This is a genomic window from Collimonas sp. OK307, assembly GCF_900113705.1.
GTDB lineage: Bacteria > Pseudomonadota > Gammaproteobacteria > Burkholderiales > Burkholderiaceae_D > Collimonas.
Map to the genome: position 1 here is coordinate 232,092 of NZ_FOQI01000003.1, position 24,400 is coordinate 256,491.

Genomic DNA, 24,400 nt, shown 5'->3' on the forward strand with positions numbered 1-24,400 from the left:
GAGGAATTACATGAAACGCATCATTAGTCTCGGTTTAGCTGCACTTGCACTGCTGCTGGGCGGCTGTGCCACCGTCATCACCAGCGACGTTACCGCCTTTAACGAATGGCCGGCAGATTTGCCGAACAAATCCTATGTGTTCGAGCATACGGCAGCGCAGAACAACGATCTGGAATATCGGAATTACGAGAATCTGGTGGCTGCCGAACTACAGCGCCTTGGATTCATACCTGCCAGCAACTCCGCCCCGCAATTGAAAGTCTCCCTTCACTATGACATCGCAGGGCGCGAGGTCCGCGTGGTGGAGCCGGTCGTAGCCGACCCGATGTGGTACGGCCCCTACGGACCCTACGGCTGGGGACGGCCAGGGCTCTACAGCCCGTTTTACGACCCGTTCTGGTACGCACCGCAGGTGGTGGGCCAACGCGAATACAACTATCAACTATTCCAGCGTCGCCTGAATATCACGATCACGCGCGCCGGCAATGGCCAAAAACTGTACGACGTCACCGTCACCAGCGAAGGCAAGATGAACTCACTGGCGGCCGTAATGCCGTATCTGGTGCGCAGCGCATTCACCGACTTCCCGGGGCAAAGCGGTGTCTCGCGTCAGGTTAAGTTAAAGGTTGAAGATCAAAAATAGAAATCCCGTAGTAATCCCGTCCACGACAAAACGGCCTGTGCTCTCATTTCGATGAGACCACAGGCCGTTTTTGTATTGCGCGGGAATATTTTCAGCTATAAAACCATTCGCTGGCAAACGTGATGAAACCGATCAGTATCACCGACAGTACCAGCACGATCAACAAGCGGCCAAACTTGGGCGAGCCTTCGCTGCCGGTTGCCTGCTCTTCCGGATGATTCATCGGGTTGTCCTGGTGCGCATCTGGCTGCTGTTTCAAGGGGTCATTCATAACTGTCTCAGGGAATCAGAATAGTGGAGCCGGTGGTTTTACGCGATTCCAGATCGATATGCGCTTGCGCCACATCTTTCAAGGCATAGCGCTGATTGATTTCAATCGTGATTTTCTTACTGTCCACCATCTGGAACAGATCCGCTGCCGCCGCATCCAGATCGGCCCGGCTGGAAATATAACTAGGCAGCGAAGGCCGGGTGATCGTCAGCGAACCGCGCGAAGCCAGCTCATTCAGGCTGAACGGCGGCACCGCGCCGGAAGCGTTGCCAAAACTGACCATGGTGCCCAGCGGCGCCAGGCTATCCAGGGAGCCGATGAAGGTATCCTTGCCGATCGAGTCGTAGACCACCGGCACGCCTTTGCCGCCGGTAATTTCCCGCACCCGTTCAACGAAATTCTCGGTTTTGTAATTGATCACATGGGTGCAACCGGCCGCTGTCGCCAGCGCCGCTTTTTCAGCTGAGCTGACCGTGCCGATCATGGTTACACCCAGCGCTTTGGCCCATTGGCAGGCAATCAGGCCGACGCCGCCGGCAGCAGCGTGAAACAGGATGGTTTCGCCACCGCGCAAAGGGAAGGTACGGCGAAACAGGTATTGCACAGTCAAACCTTGCAGCGTCATCGCAGCCGCGGTATCGAAACTGATGGAATCAGGTAATTTGACCAGGAACGCGGCAGGCATCACACGTGCCTCGGAATACGCGCCATTGGGACGCGTGGCATACGACACCCGGTCCCCCACTTTGACATGCTGCACGCCGGCGCCAACCGCTTCGATCACGCCGGCAGCTTCCTGTCCCAGGCCGCCTGGCAATGGCTGTGGATACAAGCCGCTGCGAAAGTAGACATCGATGAAATTCAGACCGCAAGCGACATGCCGTATGCGTACTTCGCCCAGCCCTGGCTCGCCGACCTCCACGTCGACATACTCCATCACTTCCGGGCCACCGGTCCTCGACATCCTGATTGCTTTTACCATGATTGTTATCACCTCCAAATAGTGCGTCTAACTTCCTCAAATCCCCGTTTTTTGCTCTTTTTTTGCTCTTTTTTGCTCTTGTTTTTGTTTTTTCTCTTACTTTTTCTATGATTTCTTTTTTGAAATCAGATAAATACCAACCAACACCAGACCGGTACCTGTCAATTGAATCGCGGTAATCGGTTCCGCCAAAATCAATGCCCCCAAAAACAACGTGGAGACCGGCCCCACCATGCCGGCCTGCGCCGCAGTCGCCGGGCCGATGCGCGCCACCGCGATCATCGTCATAAATACCGGCAATACAGTGCAAAACACCGCATTAATGATGGACAAGCCATACACCGCCGGCGGCTGTTGCCACAGGATCGGCAGCGGCCGCAACAGCACGAATTGCAAAATACAAGCGGCACAAGACACACACATCGCGTACGCCACCAGCCGCATCGCACCGACCCGGCTCACCAGTTCACCCGAGAGCATCAGGTACAGCGCATAACTGATTGCCGCGCCTAGCACCAGCGCACTACCGAGGCCGATATTCGATCCGCCCAGGCGTACATCGTGCAGGAACACCAGCACCGTTCCCAAATAGGAAATCAATAAAGCAATCCATTCCAGCCAACTCACCCGGCGCCGATAAAACAAGAACGACATCAACAGCACGAACGAAGGCGTCAAGAACAGGATCAAGCGCTCCAGCCCGGCAGAAATATACTGCAAGCCGAGAAAATCGAGAAAACTCGACAGGTAGTACCCGATCAGTCCCAACACCACAATCCGCACCCGGTCGGCATTCGACAGCGATGTTTCGCTACGCGCCTTCCACAAGGCCACCGCAGCAAACAAGGGCAACGCAAACAACATGCGAAACGTAATCAGCAACACCGCATCAACCTGATAACGATATATCAGCTTGGCGACAATCGCCTTGGCGGAAAACAGGATGGCGCCGGCGACCGCGATTGCCAAGCCGCCAAGAAAAATCTGGCGACTACCAGGGTGTAACTTGCTGCTCATTGCTTGCCCGTGATGGAATTGTAATAGGTATGTGGAAATCGCGTTGCTAAGGGAGCGGATAGGAACGAACGGGAAAAATTCGCCCCCCTCCCCGCCGGTAAAACGCAATCACGGAGACGGACAATCTCACTTCTTTTTCAGCAAGGATCCCAATACGCCGCGTATCAATTCACGACCGACTTGCGAGCCGATAGTACGTGCAGCAGATTTGACTACCGCTTGCACCACGCTGTCCTTGCGCCCCGAACCACCGCCGAGCAGCCCGCCCAGTACGCTGCCCCACGAAGTGCCTGAACCGCTACTGGAATCACTTGAAGAATCTGCACCGGCTTCGGCGCCACCTTTGGTCGCTGGTGCCGGGACAGATGCGGCACGTCCCTTCAGTTTTTCATACGCGGACTCGCGATCGACTGCAGCTTCATACACGCCGGCGACGATCGAGGTTGCCATCAACTGTTTGCGCTCGTCATCTGTGAGCGGGCCGATTTGCGATGCCGGCGGCAGGATGAAGGCGCGCTCGACGATATTCGGACGGCCTTTCTCATCCAGGAAAGACACCAGCGCTTCGCCGACGCCAAGCTCGCTGATGATTTGCGCGGTATTCAATGCCGGGTTGGCGCGGAAGGTATCGGCGGCGGCTTGCACTGCCTTCTGGTCGCGCGGCGTATAGGCGCGCAACGCATGCTGCACGCGGTTGCCCAGCTGGCCCAGTACGGTATCGGGAATATCCAGAGGATTTTGCGTAACGAAGAATACGCCTACACCCTTGGAGCGGATCAGGCGTACCACCTGCTCGATTTTTTGCAGCAACGGCTTAGGCGCTTCGCTGAACAGCAAATGGGCTTCATCGAAGAAAAACACCAGCTTCGGTTTTTCCAGATCGCCGACTTCCGGCAAATGCTCGAACAGCTCCGACAGCATCCACAGCAAAAAGGTGGAATACAGGCGCGGTGCGTTCATCAGTTTGTCGGCAGCCAGGATATTCACCACACCCTTGCCGTTACCGTCGGTCTGGATCAGATCGTCGATGTTCAGCATCGGTTCGCCGAAGAATTGCTCCCCACCCTGCTCGCCGATGCCGATCAGGCCACGCTGGATAGCGCCGATGCTGGCGGCGGAAATATTGCCGTATTCGGTCTGGAAGCTGGCGGCGTTATCGCCAACGTGCTGCAGCATCGCCCGCAGATCCTTCAGGTCCAGCAGTAGCAAGCCGTTATCGTCGGCTAACTTGAAAACCAGCTGCAGCACACCCTGTTGCGTGTCGTTCAGATTGAGCATGCGCGCCAGCAGCAACGGTCCCATGTCGGACATGGTGGCCCGCACCGGATGCCCCTGCTCGCCGTACACATCCCAGAAAGTCACTGGCGTCGCCGCCCATTTCGGTTCATAGATTCCGAGTGTTGCGAGGCGCTGCCTGAGCTTGTCCGACGGCGCGCCGGCCTTGCCGAGACCGCCCAGGTCGCCTTTGACGTCCGCCATGAATACCGGCACGCCACTGTCCGACAGTGCTTGCGCGATGACCTGCAAAGTCACGGTTTTACCGGTACCGGTGGCGCCGGTGATGCAACCGTGGCGGTTCACCAATGCAGGCAGAAGCGTCAGGTCTTGCTGGGCGTTTTTGGCAATCAGGAGGGGATTGGACATGTTTTGGCAGGCTTGGTTGGCAGGTAAATAAGTGGATAAGCAGTGGATTTCAGTCGATTTCAGGAAAGTGCAATATGGTAAAATTGCGCTTTGATTATAGCTAACTCAAGCAAGAAAGAACCATCATGGCTGGACACAGCAAATGGGCCAATATTAAGCATAAGAAGGCCGCCACCGATGCCAAACGCGGCAAAATCTGGACCCGACTGATCAAGGAAATCACTGTGGCGGCCCGTATGGGCGGTGGCGATGTCGATGCCAACCCGCGTTTGCGGCTGGCAATCGACAAGGCATCCGATGCCAATATGCCAAAGGATAACGTAACCCGGGCAATCCAGCGCGGCAGCGGTGGCCTGGACGGCGTCAATTATGAAGAAGTGCGTTACGAAGGCTACGGCATCAACGGCGCCGCCATCATTGTCGATTGCATGACTGACAACAGAATCCGCACCGTGGCTGAAGTCCGCCATGCGTTTTCCAAGTTCGGCGGCAACATGGGCACCGAGGGCTCGGTAGCCTTCATGTTCAAGCATTGCGGCCAGTTGCTGTTCGCGCCTGGCACCAATGAGGACGCCTTGATGGAAGCCGCGCTGGAAGCCGGCGCAGAGGATGTTGTTACCGATGACGAAGGCGGGATTGAAGTTATTTCCGCACCGCATGATTTTGCAGCGCTCAAAGAGGCGTTGGAAAAAGCCGGTTTCAAGGCCGAAATGGCCGAAATCATCATGAAGCCGGCAACCGAAACCGTGTTTTCGGGTGACGATGCGATCAAGATGCAAAAGCTGCTCGACGCCCTGGAAAACCTGGACGACGTGCAAGAAATTTACAGTAACGCAATAATCGAAGACTGAATCAGGTTCCTATGAAAATTCTGGTAGTGGGCTCTGGCGGCCGTGAGCATGCCCTGGCGTGGAAAATCGCCCAATCACCGCGCATACAAACTGTCTACGTGGCGCCCGGCAATGGCGGTACGGCCCTGGATCAGCGGCTGGAAAACATCAATATTACCGATCCTGCGGAGCTCGCGGATTTCGTCGTGCGGGAACATGTCGCGCTTACCGTAGTCGGCCCGGAAACTCCGCTGGCTGCCGGTATCGTGAATATCTTCCGCGACCGCGGCTTGAAGATTTTCGGACCGACGCGTGAAGCGGCGCAGCTGGAAAGCTCGAAAGACTTCGCCAAATCGTTCATGCAACGGCACCACATCCCGACTGCCGAATATCAAACCTTCTCCGACGTCGACGCTGCCCACCAGTACATCGACCAAAAAGGCGCTCCTATCGTCATCAAGGCCGATGGCCTGGCTGCCGGCAAAGGCGTAGTGGTTGCCATGACGCTAGAAGAAGCCCATGGCGCGGTCGACATGATGTTGTCCGACAATCGCCTCGGCGATGCCGGCGCACGCGTGGTGATCGAAGAATTCCTGGCGGGCGAGGAAGCCAGCTTCATCGTCATGGTTGACGGCAAGAACATCTTGCCGCTGGCAACCAGCCAGGACCATAAGCGCCTCAAAGATGACGACCAGGGTCCGAACACCGGCGGCATGGGCGCTTATTCGCCGGCGCCTATCGTCACTCCGGCATTGCACGCGCGCGTCATGCGCGAAATCATTACACCTACCGTGCAAGGCATGGCCAAGGACGGCATTCCATTCAGCGGCTTTTTGTATGCCGGCCTGATGATCGACGACAAAGGCAACCCGAAGACACTGGAATTCAATTGCCGCATGGGCGATCCGGAAACCCAGCCGATCATGGCGCGCCTGAAAACCGATCTGCTGACGGTGATGGAGCATGCCGTCACCGGCACACTGGACACGATTGAACTGGAGTGGGACCGCCGTACCGCGCTGGGCGTGGTGATGGCCGCCGCCGGCTACCCCGACGCTCCGCGCAAGGATGACCTGATTTCCGGGATTCCCGCCGAGACTGCCGACACGGTGACATTCCATGCCGGCACCACCCTCAACGGTGAGCGCCTGACCACTTCCGGTGGCCGGGTTCTATGCGTTGTCGGTCTGGGCGACAGTGTCAAAGTGGCACAGAAGCAAGCTTACAACGTAATCGACTCGATTCATTTCAGCGGTGCGCAATTCCGCCGCGATATCGGCTGGCGGGCACTCAAGAAACATGCCTGATAAGGCAACCATGATACGTAGGGTGGGCACCCGTACCCACGCGGGATGCCACGCCGACTTAGTGTCGCAGTGCATTGCAGCGTGGACAAAAGAACTTGCCCACCCTACTTCTTTTAGCGCAAGCACTATCTCTATCTCTCGATGAGCTTAAACATCACTCCCGACAATCCGGCCGAGGCCGTCAAATCCTACTTGCTCGACCTGCAAGCACGCATCGTTGCCGCGCTGGAACAGATTGACGGCAAACCTTTCGGCAGCGATCAATGGCAGCGCGCAGAAGGGGGTGGCGGTATTTCGCGCATCATCGAAGAAGGCAACGTACTGGAACGCGGCGGTGTCGGTTTTTCGCACGTGACGGGCAAAAGCCTGCCGCCGTCGGCAGCCGCCAACCGTCCTGAACTCGCAGGCCGGCACTGGGAAGCCATGGGCGTGTCGCTGGTCATGCATCCGCGCAACCCGTTTGCACCTACCGTGCATATGAACGTGCGCTTCTTTATCGCCAGCGCAGAAGGCCAGGAGCCGGTATGGTGGTTTGGCGGCGGCATCGATCTGACGCCGTATTACGGCTTTACGGAAGACGTCGAGCATTTTCACCGCAGCTGCCGCGACGCCCTGACACCCTTTGACGATGCCAGCGGCCAGAATGCAGCGCTCTACCCACGCTTCAAAAAATGGTGCGACGACTACTTCTATCTGAAGCACCGTAAGGAACCGCGCGGCGTCGGCGGCATTTTCTTCGACGATTTCAACCAGTTGGGGTTCGAACAGAGCTTTGCCATGATGCAGAGCGTCGGCAATGCTTTCATCCCTGCATATGCCCCGATCCTGGCCCGCCGCAAGGATATTCCCTTCGGTGAAACCGAGCGCGATTTCCAGGCATATCGTCGTGGCCGCTATGTTGAATTCAATTTAGTGTATGATCGCGGCACTTTGTTCGGTCTGCAATCCGGGGGACGTACCGAGTCCATCCTGATGTCGATGCCACCCGTGGTCAAGTGGCGTTACGACTGGCAACCGGCGGCTGGAAGCCCGGAAGCCAAGCTATATACCGATTTTCTGATCCATCGCGAGTGGGTTTGATGGGCAGTTCTCCTATGACATCCAATCAAACCTCCGGGTCTGGGCCTAGGCCCAGACCATGCATCGCAGTCCTCGGCGGTAGTTTCGATCCGGTCCATAATGGTCATGTGGCGCTGGCGAAATACTTTGTGACCTTGTTAGCGCCAGACGAGTTGCGGGTGATTCCTACCGGCAACCCCTGGCAAAAGCATGGCCTGGAAGCCACTCCGGAGCAACGGGTGGAGATGGTCAGGCGTGCATTTAGCCAGCAAAGCGTAGCGGTCGTCATCGACCAGCAGGAAATCCAGCGGCAGACCGCGACGTATACGATCGATACGCTGCAAGCATTGCGGGCCGAACTTGGGCCGCAGGCGTCTATCGTGTTCCTGATGGGTGCAGACCAGTTGCAGCACTTGAACAGCTGGCAAGGTTGGGATCGCTTGTTTGACTATGCCCATCTGGGCGTGGCCTCGCGGCCCGGTTTTGCCATGGACGAATCACGGGTTCCAGCCGAGGTTACGCGCGAATTTACACGCCGCGCCGCCACCCCGGAGCAGATTCGCCAGAGCGCGCATGGCTTGACCTACCTGGCGAAAAATTTAGCTGTAGACATTTCGGCAACAGAAATTCGTTCCGCGCTGCACAATGCAAAAAGACCCGATACGCTGGTCCCGGCGGCAGTACTGGACTATATTGAACAACACCATCTCTATAAGAATTAAATGGATATCAAAAAACTACAAAGTCTCGTCATCGATGCACTCGAAGACGTCAAAGCCCAAGACATTCGCGTCTACGACACGGTCCACCTGACCGGTTTGTTCGACCGTATCGCGATTGCTTCCGGTACCTCCAATCGCCAAACCAAAGCGCTGGCCTCCTCGGTACGCGATAAGGTCAAGGAAAACGGCGGCACGATTCTCAGCGTCGAAGGTGAAGACACCGGCGAATGGGTACTGGTCGACATGGGTGACATGGTGGTCCACATCATGCAACCGGCGATCCGCGCTTATTACCGCCTGGAAGAAATCTGGGGCGACAAGGAAGTCAAGTTCGGCGCCGCCAAACGGCTTTCCACCCAGACTGCAGCTGAAGAAGCAGCGCCGAAGAAGGTTTCGCGCCACCTGACTACTTCGCAAGCATTGAAGGCAGAAGACGAAACACCGAAGAAAGCGCCAGCGCGCAAGAAGCCGGTCAAGACTGACGGCACCAAGAAGGCAGTCGGCAAAACCATCAAGGTAGCGCCATCGAAGAGCTCGGTGCCACCGAAGAAGGCTGCAGCGCCAAAGAAAGCACCTGCCAAGAAACCCGCTGTCAAGCGCGCTCCGGCAAAAACCAAAGCAGCTGAATAAGCTGCTGCATCCATAGTTCCTCATGCAGCTCATCATCGCTGCGGTCGGCCACAAGATGCCGGCATGGATAGAAAACGGCTTCGGCGAGTATGCGAAACGCATGCCGCCGGATTGCCGCATCGTCCTCAAGGAAATCAAGCCGGTCGAACGCTCCGGCAGCAAGACCGCGGAAACAGCCATGGCGCTGGAACGCAGCAGGATCGAGGCGGTACTGCCGAAAGGCGTGCGTATCATCGCCCTTGATGAGCGCGGTAAAGACCTTACCAGTGTCCAGTTATCGCAACAGCTGACCCAATGGCAGCGCGACGGGCGTGATGTCGCCTTCATCATTGGCGGCGCCGATGGTCTGGACCCGGAATTCAAGGCCGGAGCCGATAGCTTGCTGCGCATCTCCAGCCTGACTCTACCGCACGGCATGGTCAGGGTGCTGCTGGCCGAACAGCTGTACCGGGCCTGGTCGATTACCCAGAACCATCCTTATCATCGGGTATGAACCCTTTGCCCCCTTGGGTGCGCCAATAAGCCACCCAATACCTATGTAACTCTGTAATAATCGCTGGAATTATCAGACGACGCGTCGCCGCAACCTCCAGCAATGAAAAATCCTTTCCAGAAAATCTACCTTGCCTCGAAAAGCCCGCGCCGGCGGGAGTTGCTGCGGCAGATCGACGTCGCGTTTGAATTGCTGCTGCTGCGTGACCAGACGCCACGCGGCCCCGATGTCAGCGAAGAAGTCTTGCCGGACGAATCGCCGCAGGACTATGTCGCCAGGGTGACCATCGAAAAAGCCCAGGCTGCACGCCAGATGATGATCTGGCGCAGTTTGCCGGTGCGCCCTATCCTGGCTGCCGATACCACGGTGACGATCGACGGCCGGATTCTCGGTAAACCTTCCGGCAAGGCCGAGGCGATCGCCATGTTGCGACTATTGTCGGGCCGCACCCATCAGGTCCTCACCAGCGTTGCCGTCATCCATCGCGAAGAGTCCTGGCAACTCACGCAAGTTTCCGATGTCTTATTCCAAGAGCTGCCAGAGGCCACGATCGAAGCCTACTGCAATACCAGCGAGCCTTACGATAAGGCCGGTGCTTATGGCATCCAGGGACCGGCAGCGATTTTCATCGAAAGCATACGCGGCAGCCATTCAGGCATCATGGGCTTACCTCTTTTCGAAACCGCACAACTACTACAACAGGCAGGCATCCGCATTTTATGAGCGAAGACATCCTCGTCAACATCACCCCCCAGGAAACGCGCGTTGCGCTGATATTCCAGGGAGCGGTGCAGGAATTGCATATCGAACGCACTTTGTCGCGCGGCCTGGCCGGCAATATCTATCTGGGCAAAGTGGTTCGCGTGCTACCCGGCATGCAGTCGGCCTTTATCGATATCGGACTTGAGCGCGCAGCCTTTCTGCACGTCGCCGACATCTGGGAAACCCGTGCGCACGATGGCCAGGCGGCACAACAGACGCCGATTGAAAAACTGCTGTTCGACGGCCAGTCGCTGACGGTGCAAGTGGTGAAAGACCCTATCGGCACCAAAGGCGCCAGGCTGTCGACCCAGATTTCCATCGCCGGCCGGATGCTGGTGTATCTGCCGCAAGACCGGCATATAGGTATTTCGCAGCGAATTGAAAATGAAGCCGAACGCGAACTGCTGAAGAACAAAGTCCAAAAGCTGCTGCCGCCTGAGGAAAAAGGCGGGTTCATCATCCGCACCATGGCCGAAGACGCCTCGGACGCCGATCTGCAGATGGATATCGAATATTTGCGCAAGACCTGGTCGTCCATCACACTGCTGGCAAAAACCAAACCGGCGCCGACCTTGCTGCATCAGGATTTGAGTCTGGCGCAGCGCGTGCTGCGTGATTTTGTCAACGACGAGACCACCACCATCCAGGTCGACTCGCGTGAAAATTTCCAGAAGTTGCAAGAATTCGCCGCCAGCTACACGCCGTCTGTCACGGCGCGGCTGATGCATTACACCGGTGAGCGTCCTTTGTTCGACCTGTACGGCGTAGAGGAAGAAATCCAGGAAGCACTGAGTCGCCGCGTGCCGCTCAAGTCCGGCGGCTACCTGATCGTCGACCAGACTGAAGCGATGACTACCATCGACGTCAACACCGGCAGTTTCGTCAACGGCCGCAATTTCGACGACACCATTTTCAAAACCAATCTGGAAGCGGCGCACGCTATTGCGCGCCAGCTCAGGTTACGTAACCTGGGCGGCATCATCATTCTCGATTTCATCGACATGGAGAATAGCGAGCACAAGCTCGCTGTGCTGGCTGAGTTGCACAAAGCGCTGCTGCGCGACCGCACCAAGAAATCGGTATCGGAATTTTCCGCGCTGGGCCTGGTGGAAATGACCCGCAAACGCACGCGCGAATCGCTGGCGCATATCTTGTGCGAACCCTGCCCCGCCTGCAACGGCAAGGGCCAGGTCAAGACTGCGCGCACCATTTGCTACGAAATCCTGCGCGAAGTACTGCGCGAAGCCAAACAGTTCAACCCGCGCGAATTCCGCATCCTGGCATCGCAGGTGGTGGTCGACATGTTCCTCGAAGAAGAATCGCAGCATCTGGCCATGCTGGGCGATTTCATTCATAAACCGATTTCTCTGCAAGTGGAAACGGTTTATCCGCAGGAGCAATACGACATCATCCTTATGTAAGGTTTACATGAATAGTTCTTTACCGACTTCTGCTGCCGCTTCTGATGCTCTTAACGCGTCCGGCGAAGCTGACAATTCTTTCCACATCGCCTTCTGTGTCGACGACCACTATTGCCGCAGCATGGGAGCGACGATCGCCTCCATCATCGCCAACAGTCCAGGTGTGACTTTCACTTTCCATGTGTTCGCCTTTTCACTTTCAGAAGATAACCGCAGGCGCTTCAAGGAGCTGGAACAGATGTACCAGCTCAAGACGCACGTGCACATCATCGATCCGGTTGTATTCCAGCCATTCGCGCACATCTCACAGTTCTCTTACTATTCGCCGACCATCTTCACGCGTTTGCTGATCCCCTCCACTTTACGTGACATTTGCGACAAGGTCCTCTACCTGGATGCGGATATCCTGTGCGTCGGCAGCATGGCTGAGTTGCTGCAAATGGATTTCGGCGATAGCGCGGCGATTGTCGTGCCGGACGCCGATGAAACCACCCGGAGGCGCTGCGCGGCCTTGCAATTGTCATCGCAAAAGTATTTCAATTCCGGTGTGATGTACATGCACGTGGATAACTGGATGGCCCAGGAAATCACTGAAAAGACCATTCTTGCCATCCTCGAAAACGGCAAGGACTACAGGTTCCCGGACCAGGACGCGCTCAACGTGGTGTTGGAAGGGAAAATCAAGTACATCGACCGGAAATGGAATTTCCTCTATGACCTGATCCATGACCTGGAAAAAGACAAGCGCCAGATGCGCGATATCGGCAAGGTGGTCTTCATTCACTTCGCCGGCGCGGTAAAGCCCTGGAACGACTGGTGTTTGCATGCGTCCAGGGACTTGTTCGTCAAATACCAGGCGCTTTCGCCCTGGGCTGACCTGCCGCTCGATCCGGTGCCAAGAAATTATAAAGAGATGAGGATGTACTCCCGTTTTCTGATGAAGCGAGGCCAGGTGCTTGATAGTTTCAGATGGTATATGAAATATCTGGCAGCCCGATAAGCACATCGTTTCTGAAAATTTTCCTTACCTTTTTGCAAATCGATTTGAACATGGCAATCTCGCATATTCTGATATGTCGCACCGATAATATCGGCGACGTCATACTCACGCTGCCTCTGACCGCTTATATCAAGCAGCGCTTTCCGGGCGTAAAAATCAGTTTTCTTTGCCGGGCGTATGCGGCGTCGGTAGTTCGTTATTGCTCCACGGTAGATGCAGTGATAGAGATGGAAAGCCTGGTCGATCCGGCGGCTTATTTCGCCGAATCGGATATCGATGTCATCCTGTTTGCCCAGCTCGACAAGCGCCTGGCGGCGGCGGCGCACAAAGCCAGGATACCGGTGCGCATCGGCAATGCCTACCGGACCTGGTTCAACTGGTGGCATTGCAACCGCCCGGTACATTTCACCCGGGGTGGTTCCGACAGCCACGAGGCTCAGCTCAACTTCAAGTATCTGCGCCCGCTTGGCATCGACTATATCCCTGAGCTGGCTGCCATCCCGGCGATGTATCATTTCAAGATTCCTCACGATCCGGTGCTTGACCAGATGCTGCGGCCGTATCGCTTCAACCTGATTATCCATCCGAAATCCAACGGTCATGGCCGCGAGTGGCCAAGCGATTATTTCGTGCAGCTGGCAAAATCCCTGGGCAAGCAAAGGGACCTGCACGTGTGGGTGACCGGCAGCGCTGCGGAAGGCCAGTGGCTGGCTGACAATGCGCCGGAACTACTGCAGTTGCCCAATGTTAGTAATGTCTGCGGAAAATTCACGTTAGCCGAACTAGCATGCTTTATCCATGCTGCCGACGGCTTGATTGCCAGCGGCACCGGTCCCTTGCATATGTCCGCGGCGTTCGGACAGCGTACGATCGGCTTGTTTCCGGGCGCCCGCTCCATGCACCCCGGCCGATGGGGAGCCCTCGGCATCCGGGCAAGATCGTTGTGCCAGCCGATTGTCGACTGCAATGGCTGCAAAATCAAGCATGCGCTTACTTGCGATTGCATGAGGAATATCTCACCGGACCTGGTGGAAAGAAATGTCCTGGAGTGGGTCGATCAAAAACGAACTGTTGATGACCAGGTCGGCATTAAGTAGATAAAGTTGGCCCCAAACGATTCGATCAGGGGAAAAATTTATGCAGCAGGTATTTGGCGTACCACACCATGCTCCGCCTCCACTCGCCTGTTTTACGCAGGCCTTGCGAAAACATCCGCATTTCCTTGTAGTTCTTCGGCGGATATAAGGCAACCCCGGCCCAGGGCGACAAGTCCTGATATTTAAAAAACAGGTCGTTCGATGGATTGCAACACCAGTCATGCCAGGGCTTCAGCCTGCCGACAAAGTGGACGAACACCGCATCTTTGGCGATCTTCTTGTTGCTGGCGGTTTCGCCAAACAAATCGTACATCCAGTTGAATTTCGAATCGATGATCTTCGCCCTGCCGTCCAGCACGATATTCAAGGCGTCCTGGTCCGGGAATGAAAATTTCTTGCCACTGGCAAGAATAGCCTTTACCGCGTGATGCCAGACATCGCTCGCCATCCAGTTATCGACATTAATATAGAGCATGCCGGAATTGAAGTACTGCCGGCCCGACAATTGCAAGGTCGCGATCTGGTTCTCGGCGATCGACCCTACGTCGCCGACGGCCGCCACTACGCAATCACTGATATCGATAGCCAACAGATCGGCGATGCTGCCTTGGCAGACGATATCGGCATCAAGGTAAAGTACCTTGTCGGCGACGCCATGCAGCGCACCGGCAATCAGGAGTCGTGTAAAAATCGCCGCTGAATATTGGCTGAAGCTCGGGAAATTCGCGAATTCGTCAAAAATCGAGGGATCGATTATCCGGACATTGATCACCGTCTGATAATCGGTTTCAATCTGCCGTAGCCTGGCTGCATTTTCATCCGAAATCAACGGCGTCAACACGTGAAAAACCAGGGTCTGGTCACGGTTGTTTTCCAGGACCGACACGATCGCCACACCCATGCCCAGAAAATAGTTGCAGTCTACGCCAAAGGCGATATGCAACGGCTGCCGGCCGCTGGTCTTTTCTTCCACCGAAAAATTCATCTGTCAGCGCCCCAAAACATCAACCACCTGAGCGACGGTGATTGCCTTCACCCAATCACGACGGTTGGCGGTAGTGATCACCACGCTATGCTCCTGATCTATTGGCGCCCATTCCGGATTTTTCTGGCGCATCAGGGCAACCACCGGGACCCGCACCGCGTTGGCAAGATGCATGACCGCCGTTTCAACCGACACGATCAAATCGCATTCAAGCAACATCGCCGGCAGCTGGAAAAAGTTCTCTTGCGCGCTAAACAAGCGCACTTGCTGCGCGGCGTGCTGTGCAAAGAACTTTCTGGCGTTCTCCATTTCTTCCGGCACAACGTTGACAATGAAATGCGCGCCGCGCCAGGCCTCCAGCTGATTCAGAGCTGTGACCAGTTCAACTACACGTTCCAGCGGCCAGCAGCGCTTGTTATTCTTGGCATAGGGATTGATGAACAGCAGCTTGCCAGTAGCAGGCGGCTCCTGGTATTTGAATCCCCATTCGCGCAACTGGTCTTGCGCCGCGCGTTGCCATTGCGGTGGGATATGCACAAAAGGGAAGCGCGAAGCCGGCTCGCTCGCCATGCCGAACAGTTGCTGGAACCAGCCGGCATAGACGTCGCTGATATGCATGCCGGAGCGTACGCCGCGGTCCGGATCGAGTGCGGCATCCAGTTTGCGATACGCCAGGTGCTTATGCAGAGCAAGCATGCCGGCAGGTTTCTTCATGCCGACGACAAAACCGCGCGGACTGATTTGACGTGCCATCGTGGCGTACATCGGTGGCCGCAAGGTCGACAATGACACTACCAGCGGATAATCCTGCTGCTGCGCTTCGGCGATCGATTGCTCATACAAATCCGGGCTATAGGTCTGCTGGTATACCTTGGCGACAAAAGGGCATTCGGCCAGCCAGTCATACAAGGCATACTTTTTGAGGAACGGCCAGGCTGCAGCCTGCCTGGTACGGCGTACCTCATCCACCCAAATGTGGATTTTGATATGGGGGAATGCCTGTGCGAAAGCCTGGAAACAGTTTTGTAGATAAGTAAAATCGCCGAGCGCAAGATGGGCGATGAATAGAATCTTATCTGTTTTCTTTAATACGTCGCCCGGAACAAGTTGTGCTGTCATGAGATTTTCTTGTGATTTTTCTTGAAGATGAACATCTGCTATCTCAAGCACATTGCTCAAGATTTCCGCCATTACATTTCCACATTCACGGCGTCCTTGGAAAACTGCAGGTGATACAAATTGGCGTACGCTCCCCGCTTGGCAAGCAATTCGTCGTGCGTGCCAACTTCGACGATACTGCCATTGGAAAGGACGACAATACGACTTGCCCGCTCAATAGTCGACAATCGATGCGCAATCACGAATGTGGTGCGGCCCTGCATCAGTTGGTCCAAAGCTGCCTGCACTGCCCGTTCCGACTCGGTATCGAGCGCCGATGTAGCTTCGTCCAGAATCAGGATGGGAGCGTCTTTATAGATGGCACGCGCCATCGCCAGGCGCTGCCGCTGGCCACCCGACAAGCGTGAACCGTTATCGCCAATTTGCGTCTCGTAACCCTCGGTCAAGCCTGCGATCATCTCCGTCAGATGCGCCGCCCTGGCCGCCGCCTCAATCCTTTCGCGGCTTGGCACACTGTCGCCATAGGCGATATTAGCAGCGATAGTGTCGTTGAACAGCACTACGTTCTGGCTCACCATGGCGATCTGCGCCCGCAAGCTATTCAGCGATATCTCCTCAATAGGCATGTCGTCCAGAAGAATACGGCCTTCGGTAACGGAATAGAATCCTGGAATCAGATTGACCAAAGTCGATTTTCCGCCTCCCGACATACCGACGAATGCGATGGTTTCACCCGGCTCGACGTTAAGACTGATTGCCTTCAAAGCAGGTTTGTCTTGGCCCGGATAAGAAAAACCGACATTCGAAAATTCTATTTTCCCCAGAACCCGCTTGTCCAGCTGCTTGCCGCCGGTCCGTTCAACCGGACTGTCAATCAACTTAAAAACCGCTTCTGCCGCCGCCATTCCGCGCTGTAGCGGACCGTTCACCTCTGCCAGCTGCTTCAGTGGCACCTGCAAGGCAATCATTGCCGCTAGAAAAGACACGAAGTCGCCGGCAGTCAGTTGAGAGTGGCTTGCTTGCACCAGTCCCATCGTGATCATTACCGACATCGCGCAGGCCATCATGATCTGCGTCACCGGCACAGTGGCGGCAAATGTGCTGGTCATCCGCATGCTGTAATGGCGAATATGTTCTGCCGACTCTTCGAATCGCTTCCTCTCGTAGGCTTCGCCACCGAATACCTTGATTACCTGCTGCGCGCGGGTAGTTTCCTCGATTACCTGCGTCAACTGCGCATTGACGTCGAGTGAATCCTTATTCAATTTTTTTAAGCGCTTGGCGGTGGTGCGTACCACCAGGACCATCAGCGGCATCAATACCAAGGCAACTATCGTCAATTTCCAGCTGATAAACAGCATGTATCCCAACAAACCCGCGACAGTTAGAACGCAGCGGACAATCGAGGTAAACAATTTGCTGATCATCTCAATGATTTGCTGTACTTCAAACATGATCGAATTGATCACACGCCCTACCGTATGGGTAGCATGAAAATCAATCGACACATTCAAGATACGATTGAACATCTGCTGACGCAGTGTATTCAACACCCGGGTGGAAACCCAGTTAGTCATGTAGGTTGTCAAAAAAGTCGATGCGCCGCGTGCGACAAAAGCACCGATCACCGCCACCGGTACCAGCCACAGCGGAAAAGTCGGTTTTTCGACGAATCCGTGATCCAGCAAAACCTTGAAAATATAAGCTACCAGCGGTTCTGTCGCTGCTGTAACCACCATGCCAAGCAGGCCCAGGGCCAATCGCTTTTTATATGGCCGATGTAGTACTGCAAGACGCTTGAAATATGTCGTGTAGGAAGAAGTGCTCATCAATCAGGCTGCTTTCAGTTCTTTTTTTCGTTTTATGATACAGGCAAGAAATGCCGCGACGCTCATGCTATACACGCCGCCCAGCACACTCCAAAAAAACATCATGTCCGTAAGACCGAAGACGAAAAAACCCAGGCAAAGTATTAAACCCATGCCAGCGGCGGTCTTTACCACGCTGTCCGGATGACGAATTTCCCGTAAAAAGTAATAGCCTGGAACGAAATAGATCGACAAGATTGCCAGCAGGCCAAACACACCTAGAATCGCCATATTGAATAGAATTTCATTATGAGAGTGCGAAAACGAGGTGGCCATGGGGGTAATTATGCGACGTGCGGATAAATCGTCCAAGCCGTCGCTGAAATTCTCCCTTCCGACACCGACCAGCGGATGTTCCTTGAACAGCTCCCAGGACGCTCGCCAGAGTTGCAAGCGGATTCCCAGCGAAGTATCGGCATTTTCCCGGTCTGCATACAAGGTTATATCTGTTTTAGCGGCCGCGAGCCTGTTTTGGACCACGCTGCTAAAGGTGAATACAGTTCCAAGCGTCGTCAGTACCAATACAAGAATAGCCAATCTGTAACGAACACGTATATTCCTAAGCAGCATGAAGGCAGTTAAAGCAAAAACCGGGATTGCAATCCAGCTGCCTCTGGTTTGAGACAAAATGGTGACATATATACCCGCACAACAAGCTAATACTTTGAATCCGATCGCCAGCTTTTCGTCACGCTCATTCCAGCCTATGGAAATTAGCGCCAGGATACCGAACAACAACGCCATGTCGGAAAACGGAATTATCGCCAGAAAACCGATATTTGGCGGACGTAGCCCCTCGGCCGCCGTAATTACATAAATTTTGATAAGGGCTAGCAACGCACCTACAGCAAACGCCCATTGTATTTTTTTCAAATAATTCAGCGGCAATGCCAAAATTACCCATAACACCGGTACAAACAGAGCGATTCTCAACGCCGTATCATAATATTTGACCGCAAATATCCCCGTCAGAATTTGATTCAGCAATACGGCAAGCGCTAGCGATACCATGGCGAGATGGAGCGGCCAGTAGTCTTTCAGCAACTGACCAAAACTTATTCCCATCGGTTTGTAACGGCAAGCTGCCGCCACAATAGCCAGAAGGAACAGAGAGAACAGACATGCGTTCCCAACATTGTGTAGCGATATCGACAAGGCTGGAAACAGCACAATGGCTAGGAATACCGGCCACTTAAAATAAGACGACAAATTTTTCTCCGAATTTAGCGCAGAATATTTCTGCTGATGCGTGTCTGCCAAAAATTCTTATCAACTCAAGATCCACATGGCGATGATCACTGTCGCTGCTCAGGTCGTACACCTTAGTACTCGACCGCAACCGACTCTTTGCCGAGCTTTTCTACAAGAGATCCTTGCAACTCATCATTAGGCGCGACACGCCAGGCATCACCAAGCATGATTTCGCAAGCCACGCCATTCCCGGAATAGCGCAGAGTCATCGGCAATCCATGTTCAGAACGGTGCGGTGTCAGCACATTTTTCAGGTAGGCCGGATCAATTTTCTGGTCTGGGGAAGCAAGCGACAAGACAAACTGGCGCCCGTAGTGAATCCGCGCAGTGGCGATATCCATCACCTTTTCTGCCGAGACCCGCAACCCGCCATTAAACCGATCTTCGGAGACCTTGCCCTGCACTACCAGGAATTCGTCTTCCTTGAAGAACGCCTTGTTCGGCTCGAACTGTTCGTTGTAAACCGTGACATCGACAGTCGCACTACCGTCGTCCAGCGTGACGATCATCATCTTCCCGCGCTGGGTCATTTGCGTCCGCAAGCCGGAAATGATGCCGGCCAGGGTACGTGGTTCACGTGAAGGTTCCAGACTGCCCAGCGGCGTGCGCGCAAACCGACGCGCCTCCGCAGCGTAGGCATGAAACAAATGTCCCGACAGATAGAAACCAAGCGCAATCTTCTCTTCGGTCAATTTCTGCTTGTCAGTCCACGGCGTTGCCTGCACGTATTCGATAGGTGCTTCAAGATCGCTGTCGTCGCCGCCAAACAGGCTAACCTGGTTTGCGGATGCCAGTTTCTGATCCGCAGCTTCCATCGCGCGCGGCACCGAAGCCAACAGAATCCCGCGGTCCACCTTGAAACAATCGAACGCGCCTGCGCGTATCAGCGATTCGATGGTGCGGCGATTGATCTGGCGCTTATCCACGCGCAGGCAGAAATCGAACAGATCGACGAAAGGCTTCTCTTTGCGTGCGGCGATAATAGCTTCAATCGCATTCTGCCCCGAGCCCTTCACGGCACCCAGGCCGTAGCGGATGAAAGTGGCTTTTTTACCCGCCTCGCCTTCAGGCGTAAAACGATAATCCGACAGATTGATGTCCGGCGGCAGCAAGGTCAGCTTGCACACGACAAGCGAATCTTCCACCAGGATCTTGACCTTCTCCGTGTCATCCATCGCCAGCGACAAGTTGGCGGCCATGAACGCGGCGGGGTGATGCGCTTTCAGGTAAGCAGTGTGGTAGGACAGCAATGCATATGCGGCGGCGTGCGACTTGTTAAAGCCGTAGCCCGCAAACTTTTCCATCAAGTCGAAAATCTCGTCGGCCTTGGCTTCGCTCAAGCCATCCTTGGCCGCACCGTCGCGGAAAATCTGGCGGTGCTCTGCCATTTCTTCCGCTTTCTTTTTACCCATCGCCCGCCGCAGCAAATCCGCGCCGCCGAGCGAGTAGCCGCCGACCACCTGCGCCATCTGCATCACCTGCTCCTGATACACCATGATGCCGTAAGTTTCAGACAAGATGCCTTCAGTGCGTGGGTCGGGATAATCGAAGCGTTCACCGTGCTTACGTTTGCAGAAATCCGGAATCAGGTCCATCGGACCCGGACGATACAGCGCCACCAGCGCGATAATGTCCTCAAAGCGGTCGGGACGTGCATCTTTCAGCATGCCTTGCATGCCGCGGCTTTCCAGCTGGAACACGGCGACCGTTCTGGCGGCGGTCAGGAGTTCATACGATGCCCGGTCATTGAGCGGCAGTTTTTCCAGGCTGAAATCGGCCATGGCCGGATCGAGCTGCTTGATGTAGCGTACCGCACGATCAAGAATCGTCAGCGTGGTCAAACCCAAAAAGTCGAACTTGACCAGGCCGACGGCTTCCACATCATCCTTGTCGTACTGCGAAACAACGCCGGCATCGCCGCCCTGTGTATACAGCGGGCAGAAATCCGTCAGTTTGCCAGGTGCGATCAACACGCCACCGGCATGCATGCCGATGTTACGTGCGATGCCCTCGACTTGCTGCGCCAGGTTAAGCAGCTGCTTAACCTCTTCCTCATTTTCCAGGCGCTCCGCCAGCATCGGCTCTTCCTGGATGGCATCGGCAATCGTCACATGCTTGCCCGGCTTGAACGGGATCAGCTTGGAGATGCCGTCGCAAAAATTGTAGCCAAAATCGAGCACCCGGCCGACATCACGGATGGCGCCCTTGGCCGCCATCGTACCGAAGGTGGCGATCTGCGACACCGCATCCTTGCCGTACAAATCCTTGACGTGCTGGATGACGCGATCACGGCCTTCCTGGCAAAAGTCGATATCGAAGTCGGGCATCGATACCCGTTCAGGATTCAGGAAACGTTCGAACAGCAAATTGTATTTGAGCGGATCAAGGTCGGTAATCTGCAGCGAATACGCCACCAGCGAACCGGCGCCCGAACCCCGTCCCGGTCCGACCGGCACGCCGTTCTGTTTGGCCCAGCGGATAAATTCGGCAACGATCAGGAAGTAGCCGGGGAAACCCATCTTGATGATGGTGTCGGTTTCAAATTTCAACCTGTCCTGATAACGTTGACGCTGTTGCTCACGCTTGGCTTCGTCAGGGAACAGATGCACCAGGCGCAGCTCCAGGCCTTCCTGCGATTGCTGTATCAGAAACTCGCCGATCGTCATGCCGTCCGGCGTCGGAAAATCCGGCAATTGGGGTTTGCCCAGTTGCAGTATCAGGTTGCAACGTTTGGCAATTTCGATCGAATTCTGCAAAGCCGCCGGCATATCGGCGAACAGCTCGGCCATTTCGGCTTGGGTCTTGAACGATTGCTGGTCATTGAAGCGACGCACACGACGCGCATTGGCCAGCATTTCACCTTCAGCGATACAAGTACGCGCTTCATGCGCGATGAATTCTTCTTTATCCAGGAACTGGATAGGATGGGTCGCCACCACCGGCACGTTGAATTTGGCCGCCAGCGCCACCGCCTGACGCACATGCGCTTCCATATTGGGCTGATCGGCGCGCTGGATCTCGACATAGAAATTGTCGGGAAAAATAGTCGCCCAGCGTTCAATGCAACGCTCGGCCAACCCAACGTTACCGTTATCGATAGCAATGCCGATATCACCGAAGTGCGCACCGGACAGCGCAATCAGGCCGTTGCCGCCGCTCTGGTCCTTCAGGTCGGCCAGCCATTCAGCGCGAATTTCAGCGCGGCCGCGATGCAGGTTTTCCAGCCAGGCGCGGGACAGCAATTCGCACAATTGCAAATAACCGCCACGGTTCTTGACCAGCAACAGCAAGCGCGAAGGTTTATCACGATCGTCGTCACTAGTGATCCAGACGTCACAGCCGATAATCGGCTTGATGCCTTTACCGCGTGCCGCCTTGTAGAATTTGACCATGCCAAACAAATTGGCCAGGTCGGAAATACCAAGCGCTGCCTGGTTATCTTTGGCTGCAGCTTTCACTACGTCGTCGATACGTACCAAGCCATCGACAATAGAGTACTCAGAGTGGAGGCGGAGATGAATAAATTGCGGTGTCGTCATGGCCGGTATTTTACCCTGAGGCCTTGCTGGCTATCGGCAAAATTGGGCAATCCTGCTTCTGGCGTTTATAATACTGATAAATCAACGACTTACCGAGAAATACACCATGCAGTCCAGTCATCCTTTCGTCAATATAGCCGCCTATAAATTTATCACTTTCATAGACACAGAGCAGAAGCGCCCTGAATTTCTTGCAGTTTGTAAGCAATTGCAACTAAAAGGCACGATCTTGCTTACTCCTGAAGGAATTAACCTGTTTCTGGCCGGCATGCGTGAGCAAATCGATCAGTTTCTGGCGTGGCTGCGCGCTGACGAACGTTTTTCGGATCTGGAAGTGAAAGAAAGTTATTCCGAAAAACAACCTTTCACGCGCATGCTGGTCAAGCTGAAATCTGAAATCATTACGATGAAGCACCCGTTGATCAAGCCGGAGCTGGGCCGCGCTCCTGCGGTGCAAGCCCAAACGCTGAAGCGCTGGCTCGACCAGGGTCATGACGATAACGGCCGGCCGGTGGTCATGCTCGACACCCGCAACGCGTTTGAAGTCGATGTCGGCACCTTTGAAAACACTATTGATTACCGCATCGAAAAATTCAGCGAATTTCCTGCCGTGATCGCCGAGCACAAGGATGAATTAGCGGACAAGACGGTAGTCACGTTCTGCACCGGTGGCATCCGCTGTGAAAAAGCTGCGATCCACATGCAAAATATCGGCTACGACAGCGTCTATCAGCTGGAAGGCGGAATTCTCAAATATTTCGAAGAATGCGGCGGCGCCCATTACGACGGCGATTGTTTCGTATTCGACTATCGCACCGCGCTCAATCCGCAGCTGCAGGAAACCGCTACAGTGCAATGCTATGCTTGCCGTGCAGTGGTGACGCCACGTCAGCAACTGTCGCCGCAGTATGTGGCGGGCAAGTCCTGCCCACATTGCGAGCCGGAAGCCGTCGCGGCGCCAACAGAAGCCACGACTGCACTTTAATCGTAACGACCAATTAAAAGCCCGCTTGCAGTACGCAAGCGGGCTTTTTGCTTTTTCAGCGATTATGCAGTGAATATGCAACGATTATTTCTTGAATTTCTGCGCGGTTTCGGCAACACGCTTGCCAAACTGCTTGGCAGTTTCAAGATCGCCAGCCGCCGGGCCTTCTTCCGGCGAGGAGTCCGACGGGCTTTGCGCCAGTGCACCGGAGAAACCGCCGATGAAGTTCACGTCGTTACGTTGTGCCGCCTTGCTGTTCGACGGCATCAGGCCAGTGCCGACCCAGACCATGCTGTGCTGCATTGCAAATGTAATCAGATAGCTCATGGTGGTGCCCTTGTCGCCATTCATGGTCGCCGAATTGGTAAAGCCGGCTGCTACCTTGTCCTTCCACTTCTGGCCGAACCATTGCTTCGACGATGTATCGGCAAATTTCTTGAACTGCCAGGAAACCGTGCCCATGTATGTCGGCGTGCCAAAGATAATGGCGTCGGCAGCTTCCAGCGATGCCCAGGCCGCCTCGCTGAGATTGCCTTCGGCATCGATGGCAATCAGTTCAGGAGTCGCGCCCGGCGCCCGCAGTACGCCAGCGTGTACGGCTTCAGCCTGGCTTTTTGTATGGCCGTAGCCGGAATGATAAACAATAGCAACTTTTGTCATGACAATGCCCTTGTGAAGTAGGAGTCCGATTAAAAAACAAACATGTAAATATGTACAACTATCAGCGCGACAAATTTCCAAATTGCAGCGAGTCATGATATCCCGCGAACGAAAA

Annotated in this window: 22 protein-coding genes; 12 read left to right on the top strand and 10 right to left on the bottom strand. The window is 55.0% G+C overall.

What is annotated here, in order from left to right; all coding sequences use genetic code 11:
• Nucleotides 1-10 precede the first annotated feature (10 nt).
• Nucleotides 11-643, top strand: a complete 633-nt coding sequence (locus BM205_RS06665; RefSeq protein WP_092413715.1) for a DUF4136 domain-containing protein — start codon at nucleotides 11-13, stop codon at nucleotides 641-643.
• Nucleotides 644-734: 91 nt separating this feature from the next.
• Here the strand turns inward: BM205_RS06665 and BM205_RS06670 are convergent, their stop codons facing one another.
• From BM205_RS06670 to BM205_RS06685, 4 genes are all read right to left on the bottom strand, one after another.
• Nucleotides 735-914: a hypothetical protein gene (locus tag BM205_RS06670; RefSeq protein ID WP_092413716.1), complete on the bottom strand. Its 180-nt coding sequence runs from the start codon at nucleotides 912-914 to the stop codon at nucleotides 735-737.
• Nucleotides 915-921: 7 nt separating this feature from the next.
• Complete coding sequence (locus tag BM205_RS06675; RefSeq protein WP_092413718.1) at nucleotides 922-1,896, bottom strand: quinone oxidoreductase family protein; 975 nt, start codon at nucleotides 1,894-1,896, stop codon at nucleotides 922-924.
• Between the two features lie 105 nt (nucleotides 1,897-2,001).
• On the bottom strand, nucleotides 2,002-2,913 hold the full coding sequence (locus tag BM205_RS06680) for a DMT family transporter (RefSeq protein WP_092413720.1): 912 nt from the start codon (nucleotides 2,911-2,913) through the stop codon (nucleotides 2,002-2,004).
• Nucleotides 2,914-3,039: 126 nt separating this feature from the next.
• Nucleotides 3,040-4,557: a helicase HerA-like C-terminal domain-containing protein gene (locus BM205_RS06685; protein WP_092413722.1), complete on the bottom strand. Its 1,518-nt coding sequence runs from the start codon at nucleotides 4,555-4,557 to the stop codon at nucleotides 3,040-3,042.
• Nucleotides 4,558-4,682: 125 nt separating this feature from the next.
• On the opposite strand from BM205_RS06685, the gene BM205_RS06690 reads away from it, so the two are divergent.
• The 10 genes from BM205_RS06690 (at nucleotide 4,683) to BM205_RS06735 (ending at nucleotide 13,878) form a co-directional block, all read left to right on the top strand.
• On the top strand, nucleotides 4,683-5,408 hold the full coding sequence (locus tag BM205_RS06690; protein WP_092413724.1) for a YebC/PmpR family DNA-binding transcriptional regulator: 726 nt from the start codon (nucleotides 4,683-4,685) through the stop codon (nucleotides 5,406-5,408).
• An 11-nt stretch (nucleotides 5,409-5,419) separates the two neighbouring features.
• Nucleotides 5,420-6,694, top strand: coding sequence for a phosphoribosylamine--glycine ligase (purD, locus tag BM205_RS06695; protein WP_092413726.1), 1,275 nt, complete (start codon nucleotides 5,420-5,422; stop codon nucleotides 6,692-6,694).
• A 141-nt stretch (nucleotides 6,695-6,835) separates the two neighbouring features.
• Entirely contained in the window at nucleotides 6,836-7,774 is a 939-nt protein-coding gene (gene hemF, locus BM205_RS06700) for an oxygen-dependent coproporphyrinogen oxidase (protein WP_092413728.1), read from the top strand.
• Nucleotides 7,775-7,788: 14 nt separating this feature from the next.
• Nucleotides 7,789-8,475, top strand: coding sequence for a nicotinate-nucleotide adenylyltransferase (locus tag BM205_RS06705; RefSeq protein ID WP_092413730.1), 687 nt, complete (start codon nucleotides 7,789-7,791; stop codon nucleotides 8,473-8,475).
• Nucleotides 8,476-9,105 carry a ribosome silencing factor gene (gene rsfS, locus BM205_RS06710; protein ID WP_092413732.1) on the top strand — a complete coding sequence of 210 codons (630 nt, stop codon included), beginning with the start codon at nucleotides 8,476-8,478 and terminating at the stop codon, nucleotides 9,103-9,105.
• 22 nt (nucleotides 9,106-9,127) lie between these two features.
• Nucleotides 9,128-9,598 (top strand): 23S rRNA (pseudouridine(1915)-N(3))-methyltransferase RlmH, encoded by a 471-nt coding sequence (gene rlmH, locus BM205_RS06715; protein WP_092413734.1) that lies wholly within the window; start codon nucleotides 9,128-9,130, stop codon nucleotides 9,596-9,598.
• 102 nt (nucleotides 9,599-9,700) lie between these two features.
• Nucleotides 9,701-10,321 carry a Maf family protein gene (locus BM205_RS06720; RefSeq protein ID WP_092413736.1) on the top strand — a complete coding sequence of 207 codons (621 nt, stop codon included), beginning with the start codon at nucleotides 9,701-9,703 and terminating at the stop codon, nucleotides 10,319-10,321.
• On the top strand, nucleotides 10,318-11,781 hold the full coding sequence (gene rng, locus BM205_RS06725) for a ribonuclease G (RefSeq protein WP_092358991.1): 1,464 nt from the start codon (nucleotides 10,318-10,320) through the stop codon (nucleotides 11,779-11,781). The genes BM205_RS06720 and rng overlap by 4 nt, the downstream gene beginning before the upstream one ends.
• 7 nt (nucleotides 11,782-11,788) lie before the next feature.
• Entirely contained in the window at nucleotides 11,789-12,781 is a 993-nt protein-coding gene (locus tag BM205_RS06730; protein WP_092413738.1) for a glycosyltransferase family 8 protein, read from the top strand.
• A gap of 50 nt (nucleotides 12,782-12,831) precedes the next feature.
• Nucleotides 12,832-13,878 (top strand): glycosyltransferase family 9 protein, encoded by a 1,047-nt coding sequence (locus BM205_RS06735; RefSeq protein ID WP_092413808.1) that lies wholly within the window; start codon nucleotides 12,832-12,834, stop codon nucleotides 13,876-13,878.
• Between the two features lie 25 nt (nucleotides 13,879-13,903).
• On the opposite strand, the gene BM205_RS06740 is transcribed toward BM205_RS06735, so the two are convergent.
• The 5 genes from BM205_RS06740 to dnaE all read right to left on the bottom strand — a co-directional run bounded on the left by BM205_RS06740 (nucleotide 13,904) and on the right by dnaE (nucleotide 22,640).
• On the bottom strand, nucleotides 13,904-14,863 hold the full coding sequence (locus BM205_RS06740) for a glycosyltransferase family 8 protein (RefSeq protein ID WP_092413740.1): 960 nt from the start codon (nucleotides 14,861-14,863) through the stop codon (nucleotides 13,904-13,906).
• 3 nt (nucleotides 14,864-14,866) lie between these two features.
• Nucleotides 14,867-15,982 (bottom strand): glycosyltransferase family 9 protein, encoded by a 1,116-nt coding sequence (locus BM205_RS06745; RefSeq protein WP_092413809.1) that lies wholly within the window; start codon nucleotides 15,980-15,982, stop codon nucleotides 14,867-14,869.
• Nucleotides 15,983-16,053: 71 nt separating this feature from the next.
• Nucleotides 16,054-17,811 carry a lipid A export permease/ATP-binding protein MsbA gene (msbA, locus tag BM205_RS06750; protein WP_092413742.1) on the bottom strand — a complete coding sequence of 586 codons (1,758 nt, stop codon included), beginning with the start codon at nucleotides 17,809-17,811 and terminating at the stop codon, nucleotides 16,054-16,056.
• Between the two features lie 3 nt (nucleotides 17,812-17,814).
• Complete coding sequence (locus BM205_RS06755) at nucleotides 17,815-19,110, bottom strand: O-antigen ligase family protein (protein WP_139227220.1); 1,296 nt, start codon at nucleotides 19,108-19,110, stop codon at nucleotides 17,815-17,817.
• A gap of 62 nt (nucleotides 19,111-19,172) precedes the next feature.
• Entirely contained in the window at nucleotides 19,173-22,640 is a 3,468-nt protein-coding gene (gene dnaE, locus BM205_RS06760; protein WP_092413744.1) for a DNA polymerase III subunit alpha, read from the bottom strand.
• 106 nt (nucleotides 22,641-22,746) lie between these two features.
• Here dnaE and BM205_RS06765 point away from each other — a divergent pair, with 106 nt between their 5' ends.
• Complete coding sequence (locus tag BM205_RS06765; protein WP_092413745.1) at nucleotides 22,747-23,625, top strand: sulfurtransferase; 879 nt, start codon at nucleotides 22,747-22,749, stop codon at nucleotides 23,623-23,625.
• A gap of 84 nt (nucleotides 23,626-23,709) precedes the next feature.
• Here BM205_RS06765 and BM205_RS06770 read toward each other — a convergent pair whose 3' ends face one another.
• Complete coding sequence (locus BM205_RS06770) at nucleotides 23,710-24,285, bottom strand: flavodoxin family protein (protein ID WP_092413746.1); 576 nt, start codon at nucleotides 24,283-24,285, stop codon at nucleotides 23,710-23,712.
• Nucleotides 24,286-24,400 lie beyond the last annotated feature (115 nt).